Origin of the sequence: Polaromonas sp. YR568, assembly GCF_943369415.1 — a bacterium.
GTDB lineage: Bacteria > Pseudomonadota > Gammaproteobacteria > Burkholderiales > Burkholderiaceae_C > Polaromonas.
In genome coordinates this window covers 82,968-104,039 of record NZ_CALRNF020000010.1, presented here as the reverse complement: position 1 = coordinate 104,039, position 21,072 = coordinate 82,968, and the positions used below count along the sequence as shown (strand labels likewise).

Here is a 21,072-nt window from a genome sequence, read left to right as displayed (position 1 = left end):
CGACCGTCTTCGGCCCGGAGCAGGCACTCATCCGGCGCGCAGCTTGGGCATTATTCACGCTTTGCTTCAAAATCCCGGGCTCACGTTTTTCCCGAGTCGCAAACCGGCATTCGCTCAGTAAACTGCTGCGTATTCTTACGGCCTGAATCCCCAAAGCTGCATGCGTCTCAGAATCTACCTGGTTGAAGACAGCCCCGTCATCCGCGACAGCCTTGCGGAGTGGCTGGAAGAACTGGCGCGCGCCCGGGTGGTGGGCTGGGCCAGCACCGAAGACGAGGCCGTCCAATGGCTGAACCAGAACAAGGGTTCATGGGACCTCGCCATCGTGGACATGTTCCTGCTCAAAGGAAGCGGCCTGGGCGTGGTGATGAACTGCCGCGAGCGGGACTTGCGGCAGAAGGTGATTGTGCTCACCAACTACGCGACGCCAGCCGTGCGTGAACGCTGCCTGGCCATAGGCGCCGATGCGGTGTTCGACAAGTCCAACGAGATTGAAGAGTTCACCCGCTACGCGCTGGAAGAAGTCGAACGGGTTGCGGGCTCCACGCAGTGGTGATGCGCCCGGGCGTGGCTACGAAGCAGCCGTAGCGCCCAACAGCCATTCCCTGAAAATCCGCATGCCCGCCGTGACCCTTCGCGATTTGAGCCGGGTCAGCCAGTAGCCGCCGGTTTCGATTTCCACCGCGAAGGGCCGCACCAGGCGCCCGCCCTGCAATTCGCGCGGGAACATGTTCACCGGCAACAAGGCCACACCTGCCCCTTGCGCAGCCGCCTCGGCCATGGTCAGGGAAGAGTCAAACACCACGCCCCTGACCAGCGGACAGTCCACGCCGGCCGCAGCGAACCAGCGCGCCCATTCGTCGGCCCTGTAGGAACGCAACAGCAGTTCCTTCGCAAGATCGGCGGGCGCGCGCAGGCGCCGGGCGATCGCGGGCGAACAGACGGCAGACAGCGGCGACATCATCAGGGGCTCGGCCTGGGTGCCGTGCCAGGCGCCGTCGCCGAAACGGATCGCGTAATCGAGCCCCTCGCCTGCCAGGTCGACCCGGTTGTTGTTGGTGAAGAGCCGGAAGTCGATGAATGGATGGGTCTGCTGGAAATCCCGCAGGCGCGGAATCAGCCAGCCCACGGCGAAGGTGCCGACGGCGCCCACCGTCAGCACTTCGCGGTATTGCCCGTCCTGGAACTGCTCCAGCACCGAGCCCATGCGGCCGAAGGATTCCGCCAGCACCGGCAACAAGGCAAGGCCTTCGTCGGTCAATGCCAGACCGCGCGGCAGGCGGCGGAACAGCGCCACACCCATGCGCTCCTCAAGGTTCTTCACGTGCTGACTGATCGCCGTTTGCGTCACGTTCAGTTCGTCGGCGGCGCGGGTAAAGCTCAGGTGCCGGGCCGACACTTCGAAAGCGCGCAAGGCGTTCAGAGGAAGCTGTGTTGCCATTCGAGCCCCAGATTTACTTATGGATGGCCTTGATTATTGCCGATTGTCCGATGACCAGCCTGTTGTTATCGTCGTGGCCTTGTTCATCAGTTTTCAGAGGAAATCATATGCAAAGACGGCAATTTTCAGGCGCATTGAGCGGGCTCGCGCTTGCAACGGCTTTATCCAGTTACACCCAGAAATCATTGGCCACGAGCAACACACCAACAAATTCCAGCCCCAGCGCCGTCACCCGGCGCCTGGCCGCCATCGAGAAAGCCAGCGGCGGCCGGTTGGGCGTCTCCATCCTCGACACCGGCAGCGGCGCGGCCTACGGCCACCGCGCCGGGGAGCGCTTTCCGATGTGCAGTACCTTCAAACTGCTGGCCGCCGCCCTGGTGCTGCACCGGGTGGATACCAGCCAGGAACAGCTGGAACGAAGGGTTCCCATCGCCGCCGGCGACATCCTGCCGCACTCACCCGCGACTCAGCAGCACATCGGCCCGCAAGGCCTGCCCATGTCGGCACTGTGCGAGGCAGCCATCACCCTCAGCGACAACGCGGCCGCCAACCTGATGCTGGCCAGCTTCGGCGGCCCGGCAGGCCTCACGGCCTACCTGCGCAGCCTGGGCGACAAGGTGACGCGGCTGGACCGCAACGAACCCGAGCTCAACGAAGCCACACCCGGCGACCCAAGGGACACCACAACGCCCGAGGCCATGCTGGCCACCATGCAGAAGATCACGCTGGGTTCGGCCCTGTCGGACGCGTCGCGCAAGTTGATCGTGCAATGGCTGCAGGGCAACCAGACAGGCGACCAGCGGCTTCGCGCCCTGTTGCCGGCGGGCTGGCGTGTCGGCGACAAGACGGGGACGGGCGCCCGCGGCACCACCAATGACATCGGCCTGCTGTGGCCGCACGGTGGACGCGCGCCTTTGCTGGTGGCGGCCTACCTCACCGGCACCCGACAACCCGCCGCGCAACGCGATGCCACATTGGCCAAGGTCGGGCAGCTCGCCGCATCTTTGGTGACGCCGTGAGTTTTGGACGGACGTAAAAAAGCCGCCCGAAGGCGGCTTTTAATACTGGCGGAAACGGAGGGATTCGAACCCTCGATGAGGCTCTACACCCCATACTCCCTTAGCAGGGGAGCACCTTCGGCCACTCGGTCACGTTTCCAATAAATCGATTATCTCACGACTTGCCGGCCATTTTCAGGTGGATGGCTGGTCCAGGTCAAAAGCCTTGTGCAGCGCGCGCACGGCGAGCTCCATGTATTTCTCGTCGATGACGACGGAAGTCTTGATTTCGCTGGTGGAAATCATCTGGATGTTGATGCCCTCTTCGCTCAGCACGCGGAACATCTTGCTGGCGATGCCCACGTGGCTGCGCATGCCGATGCCGACGATGCTGACCTTGCAGATCTTGGCGTCGCCGGTGACTTCCTGCGCACCCAGCTTGGGAACGACCTGGGTCTTGAGCAGGTCGATGGCCTTGGCGTAGTCGTTGCGGTGAACGGTGAAGCTGAAGTCGGTCTTGCCGTCCTTGCTGATGTTCTGGATGATGACGTCGACTTCGATGTTGGCGTCGGCGACGGCGCCCAGGATCTGGTAGGCAATGCCGGGGGTGTCGGGCACGCCGAGCACGGAGATTTTGGCTTCATCGCGGTTGAATGCGATACCCGATACGATGGCTTGTTCCATGTTTTCGTCTTCCTCAAAGCTGATCAAAGTGCCAGACTTGGCTTCTTCGTTGATGTCGATGTCCCATTCCGTGAAGCTGGACAGCACGCGCAGCGGCACCTTGTACTTGCCGGCGAATTCCACCGAGCGGATCTGCAGGACCTTGGAGCCCATGGAGGCCATCTCCAGCATCTCCTCGAAACTCACCGTTTGCAGGCGGCGCGCCTCGGGCACCACGCGCGGATCGGTGGTGTAGACGCCGTCGACATCGGTATAGATCAGGCACTCGTGCGCCTTGAGCGCCGCGGCGATGGCGACGGCCGAGGTGTCGGAGCCGCCGCGGCCCAGCGTGGTGACGTTGCCGCCCTCGTCCACGCCCTGGAAGCCGGTGATGATGACAACCTTGCCGGCGTCCAGGTCGGCGCGCACGCGCTCGTCGTCGATCGACTCGATGCGGGCCTTGGTGTAGGCGTTGTTGGTCTTGATGGTGACCTGCCAGCCGGCGTAGCTCACGGCCTGCATGCCCTCGGCCTGCAGCGCGATGGCCAGCAGCGCGCTGGAGGCCTGCTCGCCGGTGGCGGCCAGGGCGTCGAGTTCGCGGCTGTAGGCCTCACCGGCCTTGGCGGGTGCCAGCTCTTTGGCCAGGCCCAGCAGGCGGTTGGTTTCGCCACTCATGGCGCTGGGGACGACGACCATCTGGTGGCCGGCCCGCGCCCACTTGGCCACGCGTTTGGCCACGTTGCGGATGCGCTCGGTCGAGCCCATGGACGTGCCGCCGTATTTATGAACGATCAATGCCATTGCAGGATGTCAATCAGGAAGTTGGTTTGGACCCGGGCATCGTACAGACGCCCTTTGAAGGCGGGTTCAAGCAGCCCATAGAGAGCTTGCGCCGCCAGCAAAGCCTTCAATTATACCTAGGACTACTACCTGGTTAACCGGGCTTATCCACCGCGGCGGCGTACTGCAGCACCGCGCCGGCCCGCGTCACATGGCCGGTCGCCACCTTGAGGTGGATGCGGTGGCCGCGCGTGGTGCAGGCGGCGACCTGCGACAGCAATTGTTCGAGCTGCGCGGCGCTGGGCGTGGCGCCGTGGCACTCCAGCAGCCAGTGGCGCAGCACATTCGCCTGGCGCGGCGCGGAAAGCGCCTGCAGGGCCTGGAGCGCGGGTGGCACGCCGACGCGCGCCAGGTCCTCGCGCGCGACTTCGAGCAACAGGGCCTGCGCCTGGGCGGCATGCTGGGCGCTGCGCGCGAAGGTTTCGCGGAACTGCGGGAAGGATTCGGCCAGCGCCGGCAGCAGGCGGGCGCGTATGCGGTTGCGCGTGTAGCGCTCGTCGGTGTTGGTCGGGTCGTCCACGAAAGGGATTTGCTGCTCCACCAGCCAGCCGCGCAGGGCCGCTGCAGGCACCTGCAACAGCGGCCGCAAAAACAGCACGCCTCCGCGTTCAAAGCGCGCGGCCATGGAGGCGAGGCCCGGCAGGCCCGCGCCACGGCTCAAGGCCAGCAGCAAGGTCTCGACCTGGTCGTCGGCATGCTGGCCCAGCAGCACCGCATTGAGTTTTTTGTCTGCCGCCGCCTGCGCCAGGGCAGCGTAGCGCGCCAGCCGCGCGGCATCTTCGGGACTTTGGCCGGCCGCATTACCGGCCTGCACGCGCAGCACTTCAAGCGGGACGTTCAGGCGCGCGCAAGTGGCTTCACACACGTGCACAAATTCCTCGGCGGCCGCCTGCAAGCCGTGGTGGATGTGCAGGGCCGTCACCTGCCCCGGCCAGCGCTGCGCTGCCGCCAGCAACAGGGCCGTGGAATCGGCGCCGCCACTGTAGGCAACGGCAAGCGGTAAAACGGGATCAAGGGAGTCCAGCGCCGCCAGCGCCGGGTTGGGGCCGCTCACGCCGTGCCCGGCGCGCAGGCAGCCGGCGAATTATTTCGCGTCGGCCTTGGTGTCGGTGAAGCGGCCATAGCTTTGCAGGCGTTCGTAACGGCGATCCAGCAGTTCCTTGACCTTCAGGTCGCTGACCTGGCGGAACGCGTCGTTGAGGGCGCGCTTGAGAAAGGCCGCCATCTGCTTGTGGTCGCGGTGGGCGCCGCCCACGGGCTCGTTGACGATCTTGTCGATTACACCCAGTGCCTTGAGCCGGTGCGCGGTGATGCCCAGGGCCTCGGCGGCTTCCTGCGCCTTGTCGGACGTCTTCCAGAGGATGGAGGCGCAGCCCTCGGGGCTGATGACGGAGTAAATCGAGTACTGCAGCATCACGACCTGGTCGGCCACCGAGATCGCCAGCGCGCCGCCGGAGCCGCCCTCGCCGATGATGGTGGTGATGATGGGCACCTCGAGTTGCGCCATCTCGAAGATGTTGCGGCCGATGGCTTCGGACTGGCCGCGCTCTTCGGCGTCAATGCCGGGGTAGGCGCCTGGCGTGTCGACGAAGGTGAACACCGGCAGCTTGAACTTCTCGGCGGTCTTCATCAGGCGCAGCGCCTTGCGGTAGCCCTCGGGCTTGGTCATGCCGAAGTTGCGCAGGCCGCGCTCCTTGGTATCGCGGCCCTTCTGGTGGCCCAGCACCACGCAGGCGGTGCCGTTGAAGCGGGCCAGGCCGCCGACGATGGAGAGATCGTCGGCAAAATGCCGGTCGCCGTGCAATTCCACGAAATCGGTGAAGATTTCGTTGATGTAGTCCAGGGTGTAGGGACGCTCGGCGTGGCGGGCGATCTTGGTGATCTGCCAGGGCGTCAGGTCGCTGTAGATGTCTTTGGTGAGCTGCTGGCTCTTTTTGGCCAGCTGGTCGATTTCTTCGGAAATATCGACGGCCGACTCGGTCTGTACGTAGCGCAGTTCTTCAATTTTTCCTTCGAGTTCCGCGATCGGCTGCTCGAAATCAAGGAAGGTCTTCTTCGCCATGTGCTGCTCCTCAGGGCTTCTTGAACTTAAATCTGCTCGGTACCCGTCGGGGTACCCAGGACCGGTAATGGGTCCAGAGAGCGCCAAATATACCAAGTTGCGACGCTGCAGTACGGCGCCCAGGCGGCGGCCACCTCGCGCGCGTCGCTGCGGCTGACCGATTCGCCGGAAAAATAGTTCTGGCTGATGCCGCTGATCAGGCCGACGTCGTCCAGCGGCAGGACGTTGGGGCGCATCAGGTAAAAGATCAAAAACATCTCGGCCGTCCAGCGGCCTATGCCGCGAATGGCCACCAGCTCGGCGATGATGGCCTCGTCGTCCATGGACTGCCAGTCCTTCACGTGCACCGTGCCGGCATCGAAGTTGATGGCCAGGTCGACCAGGTATTCGACCTTGCGCGCGCTCAGGCCGGCGGCCCGCATGTCGTCGACCTTGAGCCTGAGCACGTTGGCCGGCGTCATCTTTTTGGGCAGCACCTCAAAGCGGCGCCAGACGGTCTGCGCGGCCTTCACGGAAATCTGCTGCCCGACGATGCTGCGCGCCAGCGTGCCGAAGGCGTCCCCGCGGGCCTGCAGGCAGGCGTCGCCGAACTGCGGGATCAGGCGCTTCATGACCCGGTCTTTCTTGACCAGGTGCTTGCAGGCCTCGGCCCAGTAAGCCGGCACCACGGCCGCGGGTCCGGGCACCTCGGCCAGCTCGGCGCTGGCCGGGCCGCTTTTGACGACCTGTTTCATGGCGCCTTCTTCGGGGTGCACTGCTTGCCGGCAGCGGGATCAAGCGTCACGACTGGGCCTCCCAGGTGGTGCCTGCGGCGGAGTCCTTGAGCACAACGCCCCTGGCCAGCAAATCCCGGCGAATGCGGTCGGCTTCGGCGAAGTTCTTCGCGGCCTTGGCGGCGGCGCGCTCGGCAATCAAGCCCTGGATGCTGGCTTCGTCCAGCCCCGCGCCCGCCTGCAGGTAAGCGCCCGGGTCACCCTGCAGCAGACCCAGGCAGCCGCCCAGGCTTTTGAGCAGGCCAGCCAGCGCGGTGGACCGCGTCCTGTTGACCTCGCCGGCCAGGTCGAAGAGCACGGCGACTGCCTCGGGCGTGCCGAAGTCTTCATCCATGGCCGCCTTGAAGCGGGCGGCAAACGGGTCGGCCCAGTCGATGGCGACGGTGTCCGGCGTGACCCCGGCAAGCGCGGTGTACAGGCGCTTGAGCGCGTTGCGGGCGTCGTCCAGGTGGGCGTCGCTGTAGTTAAGGGCGCTGCGGTAATGCGTGCGCACCAGGAAGAAGCGTATGGTCTCGGCGTCGTACTGGGTCAGCACTTCGCGGATGGTGAAAAAATTGCCCAGCGACTTGGACATCTTTTCATTGTCCACGCGCACAAAGCCGTTGTGCACCCAGAAGCGGGCCAGCGGCTTGCCGTTCGCGCCTTCGCTCTGGGCGATCTCGTTTTCGTGGTGCGGGAACTGCAGGTCGGCGCCGCCGCCGTGCAGGTCGAAGGTCTCGCCCAGGGTCTGGCAGCTCATGGCCGAGCACTCGATGTGCCAGCCGGGGCGGCCGGGGCCGTAGTCGCTGTCCCATTTGGCGTCGCCGGGCTCCGTGGGCTTGGCGCTCTTCCAGAGCACGAAGTCCAGCGGGTCTTCCTTGCCGTCCAGCACCGCCACGCGTTCGCCGGCGCGCAGCTCGTCCAGGGACTTGCCCGAGAGCTTGCCGTAGCCCGGGAACTTTCGGACCGAATAGTTCATGTCGCCGCTGGAGCCGCGGTAAGCCAGTCCCTTTTTCTCCAGCGTGCCGATCATGGCCAGCATTTGCGGCACGTATTCGGTCGCGCGCGGTTCCAGAGACGGCGGCTCCATGCCCAGCGCGCCTATGTCCTTGTGCATGGCGTCAATCATCTCGTCGGTCAGCGCCCGGATGGTGATGCCGCGCTCGACCGCGCGCTTGATGATCTTGTCGTCGATGTCCGTGATGTTGCGCACATAGGTCACGCGCAGGCCGCCGGCCTTGAACCAGCGCTGCACCACGTCGAAGGCCATCATCATGCGCGCATGGCCGATGTGGCACAGGTCGTAAATCGTCATGCCGCACACATACATGCGCACGTGGCCGGGTTCCAGGGGGGAAAATTCTTCCACGGCACGCGACAGCGTGTTGTAAATGCGAAGGCTCATGAAAATAGGGGTGGCGGGGGCCGACGTCGGTCGGACAGGGAAACAGGAGGAAGGTTTATCTCACGGACGGCAAGGGCGAACAAGGGCCGATTGGCGTACGCGCAAAAACGTGGGATAAAAAAGAAAAGGTCGGAATCCGGGCGGCCATGGACTATACCCCCTCAGCTACAATCGGCCAGTATATCCAGCCTGTTGGACAACATTCAGCGGCGCCTCCGGCCCCCCTGAAAGCGGGTTGTTTATATTGACTTTCCGCCCGCCGCCCGTTACATAGCCCCCAGGGGATTCAAAACAATAGCGAGAGTTCGTATGCCCACGCAAAGCTTCTTTATCCGCAAACCTCTGTCGGCCGCACTGCGCATGCTGGTCGTGGCGGCCGCCCTGTCGGTGTCCGTAGCCCACGCCGACGACTATGCCGACGTCAGCCGCCTGATGCGCGCCGGCCAGCTCCCCGAAGCACTCGCCAAGGTCGACCAGTACCTCGCCACCAAGCCGCGCGATCCCCAGATGCGTTTCTTCAAAGGCGTGATCCAGACCGAAACCGGCAAGACCAACGAAGCCATCGCCACCTTCACCAAGATCACCGAAGACTACCCCGAGCTTCCCGAGCCCTACAACAACATGGCGGTGCTGTACGCCGGCCAGAGCCAGTTCGACAAGGCCCGCGCCGCGCTTGAAATGGCCATCCGGACCAACCCCAGCTACGCCACCGCGCACGAAAACCTTGGCGACGTCTATGCCCGCCTTGCCAGCCAGGCCTACAGCAAAGCGCTGCAGCTTGACGGCGGCAATGCAGCCGTTCCGCCCAAGCTGGCCCTGATCCGCAACCTGTTCTCCGCCGACCCCAAAGCACAGCCGCAAGCCGCCGCCAAACCCGCCGCCGGCGCCCAGGCTTCCGGCCCCGTGACGGCCGCCGCGCCGGCACCCGCACCCGCCGCCAAGCCCGCGCCTGCAGCTCCCGCCGCGGCAGCACCCGCCGCAACGCCGGCCGCGCCGGCCGCCCCTGCCGCCCCGGCAACACCGGCCGCCACCGGCGCCGAGAAAGAAGTCGAAGCCGCCGTGAAAGGATGGGCCCAGGCCTGGTCCAACAAGGACATGAGCGGCTACCTCGGCAGCTACGGCCCCAACTTCGACCCGCCCGGCAAGCAGGCCCGCAAGGCCTGGGAAGAAGACCGCCGCGCGCGCATCGTCGGCAAGTCCAAGATCAACGTGAAGCTGTCCAGCCTGGCCATCTCGGTGCAAGGGGCCAAGGCCACCGCCAGGTTCAAGCAAGACTACAGCGCCGATTCGCTGAACATCTCCAGCCGCAAAACCCTGGACCTGGCCAAGGTCGGTGACCGCTGGGTGATCGTCAAGGAATCCACAGGCGGTTGATCGCTGGCGGCCGACCTGACCCAAGTGCACTGCCCAGCCCGTCCCCCGCCCGTCTTCGCCGGCCGGAAATTTTCGTGGAAGTTCGTATGAAAAAGGCGCTCACAGCCCTTTTTTTCATGGCGCCTTGCCTTGTGCTGGCGCTCGCCTCCGCACGCGCGGAAGCCCGCTCCCACGCACAAGCCGCCGCCAAGCCGGCTACCGCGCAGCAACGCGAGCCGCGCGACGGCGAAGCCGAAGCCCGGCTGATTGAAATCTACAAGCTGATCGGCCAGGCCAATCCGCGCGAAGCCTTGCGCAAGGCCGAAAGCCTGGTCAGGGACCACCCCAATTTCCAGCTGGCGCAACTGGTCTACGGCGATTTGCTGGCCGGCTTCACGCGCCCGTTGCGCGCGCCCGGCGATGTACCGGAAGTCACGGCCAGCAAAGCCGCCGCCCCGCTGCTGGCCGAGTTGCGCCAGGAATCGCTGCTGCGGCTGCGCGCGCTGCGCGAGCGCCCGGCGCCCGGCACCGTGCCTTCGCAGTTCCTGGCGCTGTCGCCGCGCAACAAACATGCGATCGCCGTCGATGCCTCCAGGTCGCGCCTCTACCTGTTTGAAAACACCGCCACCGGCATCAAGCTGGTGGCCGACTACTACATCTCCGTCGGAAAATCCGGTATTGAAAAGTCCGTCGAGGGCGATTTGCGCACGCCGCTCGGGGTGTACTTCATCACCAGCAACCTGAACCCCAAGTCGCTGCGCGACTTCTATGGCTCCGGCGCCCTGCCGATCAATTACCCCAACCAGCTCGACGTCAAGCGCGGCAAGACCGGCGGCGGCATCTGGCTGCACGGCACGCCGCCCACGCAGTTCTCGCGCGCGCCGCTGTCCACCGACGGCTGCGTGGTGCTGGCCAACCCCGACCTCGAGCGCATCATCCGCACCGTCGAAGTGCGCAGCACGCCCGTCGTCATCGCGCACAGCCTCAAATGGGTGGCGCCTCAGTCCCTCACGGCCGACAGCAAATCATTTGAGAACGTGCTGCAGGGCTGGCACAGCGCCAAGACCAGCGGCGACATGGCCAGGCTGACCGCCTGGTACGCGCCTGATTTCACAAGCTACGGCAAGACCCTGGCCGAATGGACGCCGGCCCTGCAGACCGAGATCAAGCAACTGGGCGGGCGGGACATCCAGCTCAAGGACGTGTCCTACCTGCGCTGGACCGACAGCACCGACACGATGGTGGTAACCTTTGGCGAGCTGGTCAAAGGCGCCAAGACCGGCCGCACCAAGCGCCAGTACTGGGTCCGTCAGGGCAGCCAGTGGAAAATATTCTTCGAAGGAACCATTTGATGGCAATTCACCCCGCCTTTTTGACCGTGCGCCGCGCCTTGCTGGCAGCCGTGGTAACCGGCCTGGCCTTCGCAGCCGGCCCGACACTCGCGCAAACCGCACCCAAGGTCAAGTTCGTCACCACCGAAGGCGACTTCGTGGTCGAGGTCTACCCCGACAAAGCCCCCAAGACCGTTGAAAACTTCCTGCAGTACGTCAAGGACAAGCACTACGACGGCACGATTTTTCACCGCGTGATCAGCAACTTCATGGTGCAGGGCGGCGGCTATGACGCCACCTACGCCGAGAAGAAAACCCGCCCGCCCGTGCCGCATGAAGGCCGCGAGGCGCTCGCCAAAGGCGGCCCCAAGAACGTTGTCGGCACCCTGGCCATGGCGCGCACCAACGACCCCAACTCCGCTTCGTCGCAGTTCTTCATCAACGTGAAGGACAACGACTTCCTGAATCCAACGGTCATTCCGCCCGGCGACCCGGTGCCCAAATTCGAATACCAGGGCCGCGTCTATGAAAACACCCCGCGCGCGCAGCTCGTCAACGCGCCCCAGCTCTACGGCTACACGGTGTTCGGCAAGGTCGTGAGCGGCATGGAAGTGGTCAACAAGATCAAGTCGGTGCCGACCGGCGCGGCCGGCCCCTTCCCGACGGACGTTCCCAAGACGCCCGTCATCATCAAATCAGCAACCCTCGTCAATTGATTGACCCACCCCTACAGGACACCATCATGAGCAACCCGAAAGTCGAACTGCACATTGCCGAATACGGCGTCATCACGCTCGAACTCGACGCCGACAAGGCGCCCAAGACCGTCGCCAACTTCCTGAGCTACGTCAACAAGGGCCACTACGCCAACACCGTATTCCACCGCGTGATTCCCGGCTTCATGGTGCAGGGCGGCGGCTTCGAGCCCGGCATGAAGCAAAAGCCCACGGACGGTGAAATCGAAAATGAGGCCAACAACGGCCTGAAGAACGACAACTACACCGTGGCCATGGCACGCACCAACGCGCCGCACTCGGCCAGCTCGCAGTTCTTCATCAACGTGGCCGACAACGGTTTCCTGAACCACACCGCCCCCAGCGCCTCCGGCTGGGGCTATGCCGTGTTCGGCAAGGTGGTGGGCGGCGCCGACGTGGTCGACAAGATCAAGGCCGTCAAGACCGGCCGCAAGGGCTTTCATGACGACGTGCCCATGGAAGACGTGATCATCCAGAAAGCCGTTGCGCTGGCCTGAAGCCGCAGGTGAACACCCTAGCGACCGTGCCCGGGATTGCGGAGCTTCTGGCGCCGCCGTCCTGGCGCACGGTCGATTTCATTTCGGACCTGCACCTGCAGGCGGCCGAGCCCGCCACCTTCGATGCCTGGCGGCACTACCTTGAAAGCACACCCGCCGACGCGGTCTTCATCCTGGGCGACCTGTTTGAAGTCTGGGTCGGCGACGACGCCGTCGGTGAAGACCTGTCCTCTCCCGACGCCGGCTTTGACGCGCGCTGCGTGCAAGCCATGGGCGAAGCCGCCGGCCGGCTGGCGCTGTTCTTCATGCACGGCAACCGCGACTTCCTGGTGGGCCAGTCCCTGATGGACCTGTGCAACGCCACCCTGCTGGTCGACCCGACCGTGCTGGAGTTTCCCGCCGGCTCAGGCCGGCGCTGGCTGCTGTCGCACGGCGACGCACTGTGCCTGGACGACACCGACTACATGGAATTTCGCCGCCAGGTGCGCAGCGCCGGATGGCAGCGCGCCTTCCTGGCCAAACCCCTGGCCGAGCGCCAGGAGATCGCGCGCGCGCTGCGCCGGCAAAGCGAGGCGCGCAAGCAGTCGGGCGCATCCTATGCCGACGTTGATGCCGGTGCCGCCCGCCAGTGGCTGCTGGCCGCGAGGGCCGCCACCCTGATCCACGGCCACACCCACAAACCGGCGCTGCATGATTTGGGCGACGGCCTCTCGCGCGTGGTGCTCAGCGACTGGGACCTGGCCGCGCCGGTGCCGCGTGCCGACGTGCTGCGCCTGTCCGCAAGCGGGCTGCAGCGCATTGCCCTATGCTGACCGCCATGCACGCTTTTACGGCCGGCCCCACGACGAACACACCTACCCCATGCTGAACTGGTTACGAACGCTGGGGCGCCCAGGCGCCCCCACCACCAAGACCATTCCCGACACCCTGTGGATGGACACCCTGCTGCAGTTTCCCTTCCTGGCTCGCCGCCCGGTGGCCGAGTTGCAGCAATTGCACGAGCTGGCCGGAAAATTCCTCAAGCAGAAGGAATTCACCGGCGCCAACGGGCTCAAGGTCACCGACGAAATGGCCGTCGCGATTGCCGCGCAGGCCTGCCTGCCGGTACTGCACCTGGGCCTGCGCTGGTACGACGACTTCAAGGGCATCGTGGTCCACCCCGGCGCCATGCTGGCGCGCCGCGAAGTCACCGACCAGGCAGGCGTGGTGCACCGCTACAGCGAGGCCCTGCTGGGCGAAGCCATGCAGGGCGGCCCCGTCACTCTCAGCTGGCAGGACGTCGCCGCCGCGGGCAGCTCGGCCGAGCTGGGGCACAACGTGGTGATCCATGAGTTCGTCCACAAAATCGACATGCGCGACGGTGCGGCCGACGGTTGCCCGCCCCTGCCATCGCGCGGTGCACATGCCTCATGGCACTCGGTGATGCAGCCGGCCTACGACGGTTTTTGCGAAAAAGTCGCCATGGCCAGGCGCTTCGGTGCCGAGCCGCCGTGGCTGGACGACTACGGCGCGGGCTCGCCGGCCGAGTTTTTCGCCGTGGCCTGCGAGGCCTACTTCGTCAATCGCGAGCGCTTCACAGTCGATTTCCCGTCTTTGACGGTGCTGTTCGACAAGTTTTTCATTCCCGCCAAATAAGGGGAGTGAGCCGGAAGGCCGCTGAAGCCCTGAACCGTCCGGGGACGGTTTTCGCCACCGTTTAACCCCTTTCCCCCGTTTCCTTCGTTTCATGGAACTCCACCCCCACCCGGAGCTTCCATGAAACCTCATTTCCTCACCCCCACCCTGCTGCTGGCCTTGTCCGCCTGGGCCGTGCCGGCGCACGCCGTCGGGCGCCTGGCCGACGTCACCGTGACAGACCGCAACACCGGCGCCACCCTGCCGCTCTACTACCACCGCGGCGACTACTGGGTCGCCGGCCAATACGGAGCCCGATACGCGATTGCCGTGCGCAACAAACTCGGCGAACGGGTGCTGGCCGTGACCGCCGTGGACGGCGTCAACGTGCTCAGCGGCGAAACCGCCGCCTGGGACCAGACCGGCTACGTGTTTTCGCCATGGCAGCAGTACGAGGTGACGGGCTGGCGCAAAAGCAGCAGCGAAGTTGCCGCGTTTGAGTTTTCCGCGCTCGGCGGCTCTTACGCCGGCCGCACCGGCAGGCCGGCCAACGTTGGTGTGATCGGCGTGGCGCTCTTTCGTGAACGGCCGCCCGAGCCGGTGGCGCAGGCGCCCGCCTATTCCAGCCTCGGTGAGCGGGAAGCCGACGCCCCCGCCAACCTGCGCAGCGCCCCCTCAGCCCCTGCGGCGCCCGCTGCAGCACCACCCGCTGCCGGAAAATCCGCGCCGGCAGACCGCATCAGCGGCGGCGCGGAAGCTCCCGCGTCGGCCTCAGCGGAAGGTTTCGCGAGAAGGTCGCAGCCCTCACCATTACCGGCACCCAAACTCGGAACGGGCCACGGCGCCCGCGAAAGCTCGGTGGTGTCGCACACCAGCTTCGCGCGCCTGCAAAGCCGGCCCGACGAGGTGATCCGCATCCGCTACGACAGCCGCGAGAACCTGGTCGCCGCAGGCGTGATCCGCGATCCGGTGGCGCGCAAGCCCGTCCCCGATCCCTTCCCGCAATCGGGCAACACATCCTATGTGCCGGACCCTCCACGGTACTGAGCCCCCACGGTTGCTCACTGCGTGTAGCCTGCGGCATCTCCCTGCCCCCTTCATCACAAGAGGGGCCGCTGCACCTGCGGCCCGGCAAAGCCGGTTCCGCGGCCCCTGCTGGTGGGTAGCATTCCTATGGTCCCTTATTGGATGGAGCTTCCCAGGCAGTGATAATCTGGCGCATGCCCAGCGCCCCGAGGTCCGACAACGCAGCCGAAGACAGCGACGAATCGCTGATGCTGCGCTTTGCGGCCGGGGACATCGCGGCTTTCGATGCGCTCTATGCGCGCCACGAACTCGGTGTGTGGCGTTACGTGTTTCGCAGCGTGCGCGTGCAAGCGGCGGCTGACGACCTGCTGCAGGACGTGTGGTTCGCCGTGGCGCGCAGCGCGCCCACCTACACAGTCTCGGCGCGCTTCAAGACCTGGCTGTTCACCATGGCGCACAACCGGCTCGTTGATTACTTTCGCACCGCGCGGAACCATGTGAGCATTGACGGGAGCGACGACGAAGACAGCCCCGGCATTGGCGACACGCTGGCGGCCGACTCCGGCTTCGGCCCGCTGCGCAGGCTGGAGTCCAGCGAGCAGGCCGCGGCGCTGGTTGCCGCGGTCGAGCGTCTGCCACATGAACAGCGCGAAGCCTTTCTGCTCCAGGCCGAAGCCGGCCTCAGCGTGGACGAGATCGCCGCCGCCACCGGCGTGAATTTTGAGACCGCCAAAAGCCGCCTGCGCTATGCGCGTAACAGCCTGCGCCAGCAGCTACAGGAGTTTGCATGACAGAGCCTGACCGCAGCCCGCCCGGCGATGAGCTGACGCAGCGCTACCGCGAAGCCAGCGCGCAGGACACGCGCCGCCCCGGCGCGCACGTGCGGGACGCGGTGCGCGCGCACGCACAAATGGTGATCGCCGCCGGCAAGGCCCCCACGGCTACGGACAACGCACCCAAGGTTGCTGCGGCAAACCAGTCGCGCTGGAAGATCTCCGCGCTGGCCGGCCTGGCGTTGGCTGGTTTGACGGGCCTGCTGGTCTTGCAATTCGACCGTGGCACTGATGAAGAAAAAGACATCGCATTCGGCCAGCCGAGCGCGAGCGCGCCACCTGCACCTGCACCTGCACCTGCACCTGCACCTGCACCGGTAACCGCTGCGCCGCCAACACCCCAAGCGGACAAGCGCAACGCTGCAGCCAAGCAAGCCGATAGCGCGCCGCCGACCTTGAAAGCACCGGCAAAACCCGCCGCTGAAAAACCCGCATCCCAGCCTTCCGCCACGGGAGCCATAGCGTCCAAGGCCGAAGCAGAAGCCGCAGCAGCACCCTCTTTCAAAAACGCGGCGCCTTCACCGGCTGCACCACCACCTCCGGCGCCGGCAATTGCCGCTGCCGCCCCAGCACAGGAAAACGCCCAGTCCGCACGGTCGGCACCCTTGGCCGACGCCGTAACGGGCGGGCAAGGGGTTCTCTCAGCAGCCCCATCGCAGGCTGCCGCGCCCGCCGCTGGAGCCGCCCAGTCCCCGGCGCCCGTGGCAGCGCCGGCGCCCGCCATGGCGGCACCGGCGGCAGCTGCGCCCGCCCCCGCAGCAGCACTGGAGCAGAAACGGGAAAGGCTCAGCGCACCAACGTCACCTCCGCGCGCGGAGTTGCCCGCTACCCTCAGGCTGGCAGGCGCCCTGCAAAACGCGGCCCGCGCGGGAAACCTGTCGCAACTCGAGCGCCTGCTTCAGCAAGGCGCTGCGCTCAACGCAGCCGACGGGGCAGGCCGCACACCTTTGATACTGGCCGCGATGCAGGGGCACACGGCCGTGGTTCAGCGCCTGCTGGCGGCGGGCGCCAACACGGCGTTGATCGACCACGACGGATTGAATGCGCTGCAACATGCACGGCGGCAGGGATTTGACGGGATTGCCCACCTGATTGAAGCGGCCCGCTGAACTGGCGGCAGCGCCGCGAGAGCGCGCGACGATATCCCCCGGTGCAGGCCCATCGGCAGGGGCCGACGGGCGCGGGGTACCATTGCAGCCCGCTTGCCCGCTAACCCTTTTTCACGAACAGGTCCATCCATGGATATAGATCCCCTTGAAGTTGCCAAGGGCGACGACGCCGACGATGCATCCTTCGCGCAGTACCGCAAGCTCAACCAGTTCGTGGCCGTCACGATTGCCCTGCTGGCCACCTTCATGGGTATCTGCAAGGTCAAGGACGACAACATCGTCCAGGCGATGCAACAGGCACAGGCCAACAAGCTGGACCACTGGAACTTCTACCAGGCGCGCAACATCCGCGAGGAAGTCGCCAAAGGCACACTGCTGCAGCTGCGGCTGGCCGCCCCGTCCCAGCCTGCGTCCGAACAGGCGAATTACCAGAAGGCGATCGCGCAGTACGAACAATTGGCGGCCGAGCAGGCCCGAAAAAAGGACGAGCTGAAAACGCAAGCCGAGCAGGACCAGAAAGCCTACGACGCCGCCAATTTTCATGACGACCAGTTCGACCTGGCCGATGCCTTGCTGGCCATTGCCATTTCGCTGCTCGCCGTCACGGCGCTGACCCATTTCTGGTGGCTGTATTTCCTGGCGCTGGTGCCCACGGGTTTCGGCGTGTTGATGGGCCTGGCCGGCCTGGCGGGCTGGGGCATTCACCCCGACGTATTGATCCGGCTGCTGTCCTAGCAACCCGGTACCGACCCAGGCCTAGGCTGCGTAATACAGCACCGCCACAAAGTGGCACACCGTGCCGGCCGCCACGAACAGGTGCCACACGAAGTGCCCGTAGCGCAGCCTCGAATCCGTCGCGAAAAATCCCACGCCAAGGGTGTAGCAAAGGCCGCCGGCCACCAGCCAGAACAATCCCCAGTTCGGGATGAGCTCAAGCATCGGCTTGATGGCGATCACGGCAATCCAGCCCATCGCGAGGTACAGCGCCGTGGACACGCGCGGGTAGCGGATGCCGGCCATGGCTTTGACCGCCACGCCGGCCAGCGCCATGGCCCAGACCAGGCCGAACAGCGTCCAGCCCCAGGGCCCGCGCAGCACGCCCAGCGTGAAGGGCGTGTAGGTGCCGGCGATCAGCAGATAAATCGCGCCGTGGTCCAGGATCTGGAACACGCCTTTGGCGCGCGCGGCGCGCACCGCCGGCAACGCGTGGTACAGCATGGATGTGAAATACAGCAGCACCATGGTCGCGGCGAACACCGAGGCGCCCGCAATGTCCATGGCATCGCCCTGCCGCACGCTGGCCAGCACCAGGAAGGGCGCGGCCACCATCGCGGCGAGCAGCGCCACGCCGTGGCTGACGCTGTTGGCGATCTCTTCGCCCAAACTCTGTTGCCGCTCCTGCGGCAGCGCCACAGCCGCGGCAACGGTGCTCATCGTTTGAGCAGCGCCTTGAGCACGTTCTGCACACGCCTGGCGTTGCCGGCGTCAAACTCGGCCGCCAGCACCTGGGCCGTGTCTTCACCCCAGGTTTCGGCCGGCGCGGGTGCGTTGCGTTTGGTCAGCAGCTGCAGCTGCAGCATGCGGCGCGCGCTGATGTGCTCGGCCGGCGTCGGCAGTTCGGCGGCGATTTCCAGGCGCAGCAGTGCCTCGGAAGCATCCTTGCCCGAAGGCGTGCTGACGGCTTGCACCCAGCGGTTGCGCACTGCGGGCGGCACGGCCTTGCCGAGGTCCTGCGCGCTCGGCAGCTGCTCAGGGTCGCGCTTTTCCCAGGCGGTGAGCAGGTGGGTCAGCACCTCGCCGTGTGCCTGCATGGCGAGCTTTTTGAGGGCCTGGTTGGCCGCTTCAAAGGCTTCGCGCTGGGCGCGGAAAGCCGCGTCACCCAGGCGCGGGCCGCGCTCTTCAAAGGCCGGGCGGTCATTGCCGCGCGGGCCGCGGTCGTCACGGCCCGGGCGGGCATCGCGGCTATCGCGGTCGGGGCGGTAAGGCTCGAACTTGTTGTCGGTGCTCTGGCGAGGGCCGCCCGGCTTGCTGCCCGGGCGCGCGTCCTTGCGGTCGCCGAACTTGCCGCCGCGTCCTGCCGAAGCGGGCTCGGCCTTTTTCATGCCGGGACGGTCGTCGCCGCGCCGTGCCACGATGGGCTTGGGCGCGGGTTTCGGTGCGGGTGGCGGCTCGGCGGGGGCGGTGGCCGGCTCAGCCGCTTCAGCGAATTCAGCGGCAGCTGCGGCTTCTGCCTCAGCGACAGGTTCAGTTGAAGGCTCGGGAGCTGCTTCGGCGGCCTCGCCAGTTTGCGCAACGGGTTCGCTGCCGGCGGCGGCCAGCGTGGCCTCCACCGAAGGCGTGGATTCAGCAGGCGCGGCTGCAGGAGCGGCGGCGACGGCGGGCGCCGCGGCCACGGGCACCTGGCCGCGCACGATGGCTTCCAGCGCCTTGGCGGCGGCATGGATCTTCTGCACGTCGCCGCTGGCGGTGGCGGCCTCGACGGCCTTGGAGGCGTCCAGCACCATGCGATCGTATTCGCCCAGGGCCGCAGCGGCTTTTTCACGATCGGCGGTCTTGCGCTGGAAGGCGTCGTCGATGGGCTTGCGGAAGGCGTCCCACATCTTTTGCTCTTGCTTGCGCTCGATGGGCACGGCCTGCGCTTCATGCTGCCAGCGCTGCTGCAGCGACTTGACGGCGTCGATGCGCAGCTGCGGCTCGGCGCCCAGCACGGCAGCTTCTTCAATCATGGCCTTGCGACGTGCCACGCTTTCGGCGCGCGCGGCGGTCAGGCCCGCATCGGCCGCATCCATCGCGGCCTTCCACACCGGCTGGATTTCGGCAAAGGCCTTTTCGCCCAGGTGGCCGGCCTCGCGCCATTTCTCGACAAAGCCGTTGAGGCTGCGGATGTGGTGCTTCCAGTCGGTGTTGCCCTTGTTGGCTTCGGCCCAGGCCAGCACTTCGTCGATCAGCAGCTTGCGCTCGGCCTTGACGGTTTCGCTTTGCTCCTTGACCTTCTCGAGCCAGGCTTCGACGACCTTGTGCGCCTCGTTGCAGGCGTCGTCAAAACGCTTCCACAGCGCGTGGTTGGGCGTGCCGCCCTGGTCGCTGGTCTTCCACTGCTCGCGCATGGCGCGCAGGGCTTCCTGCTGCTTGCGCCCGCCCAGCGGCTTGGCCACGAGCGCTTCGGCCTTGACGACCAGCTCTTCGCGGATCTGGTCGGCGCGCCAGCGCTGCCAGCCTTCGAGTTCGCCGGCGGCGGTGAGCGCGGCGTGCGCGGCGGCTTCGAGCTTGCTGTCGATGTTGCGGATGTTTTCCTTGAGGGCCTGGCGCAAATCGGCGGCCACCTTGGGTGTGGACTTGCCGTGACCTTCGCCGACTTCATGCTCCAGCCGCGCCAGGGCTTCCTGCACGATGGCGGAAGATTTCTCGCGCATGTCCTTGAGCACGGCCGGGTCTATCCTGGCCTTGGGCGCGCGCGCGGGCTGCTCGCCCGCCGCGGGCGGCAGGCCGCGCGCGGCGCGCAGTTCGTCCGCCCACACAGGCACCGCGGGCAGGGGCGCACCAGCATCTTCAGCGGCCTTCTGGGCCTGCGCGAGCGCGCCCTGGAAAGCGTCCCACACGGCGAGCAACTGCGCGCGCGACGCGTCGAGCAGCGGCGGGAATTTCGCGTCCACGCTGGCCCAGTTGGCGTCCTGCGTGATTTCACCGGCTTGCGACTGCCAGTGCGTGACGTCGCCGCGCAAGGATTCGAGGGCGGCTTCGGCATCGCGCCAGGGCTTGAGCGACAGCACTTCGGTGCGCTGGGCCAGCAGCACGGCGGCTTCACGCTGCACCTGGGTGCGGTGCTGCAGGTCTTCAATCGTCTTGACGCGTTCGGCCAGTTGCGCCTTGAGGCCGGCCAGCGGCTCCTTGGACAGCGGCGCACCAGCCTTGGCGGCGTCGCGCTGCCAGGCCAAGGCGTCGGCCAGGTTGAGCTTGGGCACGGCCAGCAAGGCCTGGGCTTTTTCGGCCCATTCGGCGGCAACCGCTTCCTGGCCCTTGCTGCGCTTGATCTCGTCGAGCTTTTCCTTCAGCGGCTTGGCCGCGCCCTTGTCGCGGTTGGCCAGGTCCTTGTAGACCTCGGCCATCTGCTCGGCCGTGGGCTCGGTGGCCAGCCAGGTGCGGATGCGTGCGGTGCGCTCGCCCGAGGTGGGCGCGGAAAACGCGCCGCCGGTCAGGCCGTCCAGCGGATGGGCTTCCGCCTGCTTGGGGGTGGGCGTTTTCACGGCGGGGGTTTCGGGTTTTGAAGATTTAAACATGGGAGGGCGCAAGGTCAAAAAGTAAGTGCCTCCAGCCGCAAGGCTCCCTTGGGAACGGGACGCTTTTGCGGACGGCGGCAGGTGTTGGAGTGGATGGGAGGCCGCGCCGCGCAACC

20 protein-coding genes and 1 tRNA gene are annotated in these 21,072 nt (G+C 66.1%); 12 read left to right on the top strand and 9 right to left on the bottom strand.

Going from position 1 to position 21,072, the window contains the following annotated elements:
• Positions 1 to 160 precede the first annotated feature (160 nt).
• Positions 161 to 556: a response regulator transcription factor gene (locus ACLV74_RS08940; RefSeq protein ID WP_411879031.1), complete on the top strand. Its 396-nt coding sequence runs from the start codon at positions 161 to 163 to the stop codon at positions 554 to 556.
• Between the two features lie 15 nt (positions 557 to 571).
• On the opposite strand, the gene ACLV74_RS08935 is transcribed toward ACLV74_RS08940, so the two are convergent.
• Entirely contained in the window at positions 572 to 1,441 is an 870-nt protein-coding gene (locus ACLV74_RS08935) for a LysR family transcriptional regulator (protein ID WP_411879030.1), read from the bottom strand.
• Between the two features lie 107 nt (positions 1,442 to 1,548).
• Between ACLV74_RS08935 and bla the strand changes: the two genes are divergently transcribed.
• Complete coding sequence (gene bla, locus ACLV74_RS08930; protein WP_411879029.1) at positions 1,549 to 2,460, top strand: class A beta-lactamase; 912 nt, start codon at positions 1,549 to 1,551, stop codon at positions 2,458 to 2,460.
• A 46-nt stretch (positions 2,461 to 2,506) separates the two neighbouring features.
• On the opposite strand, the gene ACLV74_RS08925 is transcribed toward bla, so the two are convergent.
• From ACLV74_RS08925 to cysS, 6 genes are all read right to left on the bottom strand, one after another.
• A tRNA-Ser gene (locus ACLV74_RS08925) sits at positions 2,507 to 2,599 on the bottom strand.
• Between the two features lie 35 nt (positions 2,600 to 2,634).
• Complete coding sequence (locus ACLV74_RS08920; protein WP_411879028.1) at positions 2,635 to 3,903, bottom strand: aspartate kinase; 1,269 nt, start codon at positions 3,901 to 3,903, stop codon at positions 2,635 to 2,637.
• A gap of 133 nt (positions 3,904 to 4,036) precedes the next feature.
• On the bottom strand, positions 4,037 to 4,996 hold the full coding sequence (gene tilS, locus ACLV74_RS08915) for a tRNA lysidine(34) synthetase TilS (RefSeq protein ID WP_411879027.1): 960 nt from the start codon (positions 4,994 to 4,996) through the stop codon (positions 4,037 to 4,039).
• Positions 4,997 to 5,026: 30 nt separating this feature from the next.
• Entirely contained in the window at positions 5,027 to 6,004 is a 978-nt protein-coding gene (locus ACLV74_RS08910; protein ID WP_411879026.1) for an acetyl-CoA carboxylase carboxyltransferase subunit alpha, read from the bottom strand.
• A gap of 26 nt (positions 6,005 to 6,030) precedes the next feature.
• Positions 6,031 to 6,738, bottom strand: coding sequence for a DNA-3-methyladenine glycosylase family protein (locus ACLV74_RS08905; protein WP_411879025.1), 708 nt, complete (start codon positions 6,736 to 6,738; stop codon positions 6,031 to 6,033).
• A 46-nt stretch (positions 6,739 to 6,784) separates the two neighbouring features.
• Positions 6,785 to 8,161, bottom strand: a complete 1,377-nt coding sequence (gene cysS / locus ACLV74_RS08900; protein WP_411879024.1) for a cysteine--tRNA ligase — start codon at positions 8,159 to 8,161, stop codon at positions 6,785 to 6,787.
• A 309-nt stretch (positions 8,162 to 8,470) separates the two neighbouring features.
• Between cysS and ACLV74_RS08895 the strand changes: the two genes are divergently transcribed.
• From ACLV74_RS08895 to ACLV74_RS08850, 10 genes are all read left to right on the top strand, one after another.
• Positions 8,471 to 9,535, top strand: a complete 1,065-nt coding sequence (locus tag ACLV74_RS08895) for a tetratricopeptide repeat protein (RefSeq protein ID WP_411879023.1) — start codon at positions 8,471 to 8,473, stop codon at positions 9,533 to 9,535.
• A gap of 86 nt (positions 9,536 to 9,621) precedes the next feature.
• Positions 9,622 to 10,866, top strand: coding sequence for a L,D-transpeptidase family protein (locus ACLV74_RS08890; protein WP_411879022.1), 1,245 nt, complete (start codon positions 9,622 to 9,624; stop codon positions 10,864 to 10,866).
• Entirely contained in the window at positions 10,866 to 11,561 is a 696-nt protein-coding gene (locus ACLV74_RS08885) for a peptidylprolyl isomerase (RefSeq protein WP_411879021.1), read from the top strand. The genes ACLV74_RS08890 and ACLV74_RS08885 overlap by 1 nt, the downstream gene beginning before the upstream one ends.
• A 26-nt stretch (positions 11,562 to 11,587) precedes the next feature.
• Entirely contained in the window at positions 11,588 to 12,097 is a 510-nt protein-coding gene (locus ACLV74_RS08880; protein WP_411879020.1) for a peptidylprolyl isomerase, read from the top strand.
• A gap of 8 nt (positions 12,098 to 12,105) precedes the next feature.
• Entirely contained in the window at positions 12,106 to 12,909 is an 804-nt protein-coding gene (locus ACLV74_RS08875) for a UDP-2,3-diacylglucosamine diphosphatase (RefSeq protein ID WP_411879019.1), read from the top strand.
• Positions 12,910 to 12,958: 49 nt separating this feature from the next.
• The gene (locus ACLV74_RS08870) at positions 12,959 to 13,732 is read left to right on the top strand and encodes a zinc-dependent peptidase (protein ID WP_411879056.1); all 774 of its coding nucleotides are present in this window, start codon (positions 12,959 to 12,961) and stop codon (positions 13,730 to 13,732) included.
• A gap of 120 nt (positions 13,733 to 13,852) precedes the next feature.
• Positions 13,853 to 14,758, top strand: coding sequence for a hypothetical protein (locus ACLV74_RS08865; protein WP_411879018.1), 906 nt, complete (start codon positions 13,853 to 13,855; stop codon positions 14,756 to 14,758).
• A gap of 173 nt (positions 14,759 to 14,931) precedes the next feature.
• On the top strand, positions 14,932 to 15,528 hold the full coding sequence (locus tag ACLV74_RS08860; RefSeq protein ID WP_411879017.1) for a sigma-70 family RNA polymerase sigma factor: 597 nt from the start codon (positions 14,932 to 14,934) through the stop codon (positions 15,526 to 15,528).
• Complete coding sequence (locus ACLV74_RS08855; protein ID WP_411879016.1) at positions 15,525 to 16,679, top strand: ankyrin repeat domain-containing protein; 1,155 nt, start codon at positions 15,525 to 15,527, stop codon at positions 16,677 to 16,679. Before ACLV74_RS08860 ends, ACLV74_RS08855 begins: the two co-directional genes overlap by 4 nt.
• A gap of 129 nt (positions 16,680 to 16,808) precedes the next feature.
• Positions 16,809 to 17,414, top strand: coding sequence for a DUF4337 domain-containing protein (locus ACLV74_RS08850; RefSeq protein WP_411879015.1), 606 nt, complete (start codon positions 16,809 to 16,811; stop codon positions 17,412 to 17,414).
• Between the two features lie 21 nt (positions 17,415 to 17,435).
• Here the strand turns inward: ACLV74_RS08850 and trhA are convergent, their stop codons facing one another.
• Together trhA and ACLV74_RS08840 are read right to left on the bottom strand one after the other, a co-directional pair.
• Entirely contained in the window at positions 17,436 to 18,113 is a 678-nt protein-coding gene (gene trhA / locus ACLV74_RS08845; protein ID WP_411879014.1) for a PAQR family membrane homeostasis protein TrhA, read from the bottom strand.
• Positions 18,110 to 20,956, bottom strand: coding sequence for a DUF349 domain-containing protein (locus ACLV74_RS08840; RefSeq protein WP_411879013.1), 2,847 nt, complete (start codon positions 20,954 to 20,956; stop codon positions 18,110 to 18,112). The genes trhA and ACLV74_RS08840 overlap by 4 nt, the downstream gene beginning before the upstream one ends.
• Positions 20,957 to 21,072: the final 116 nt, after the last annotated feature.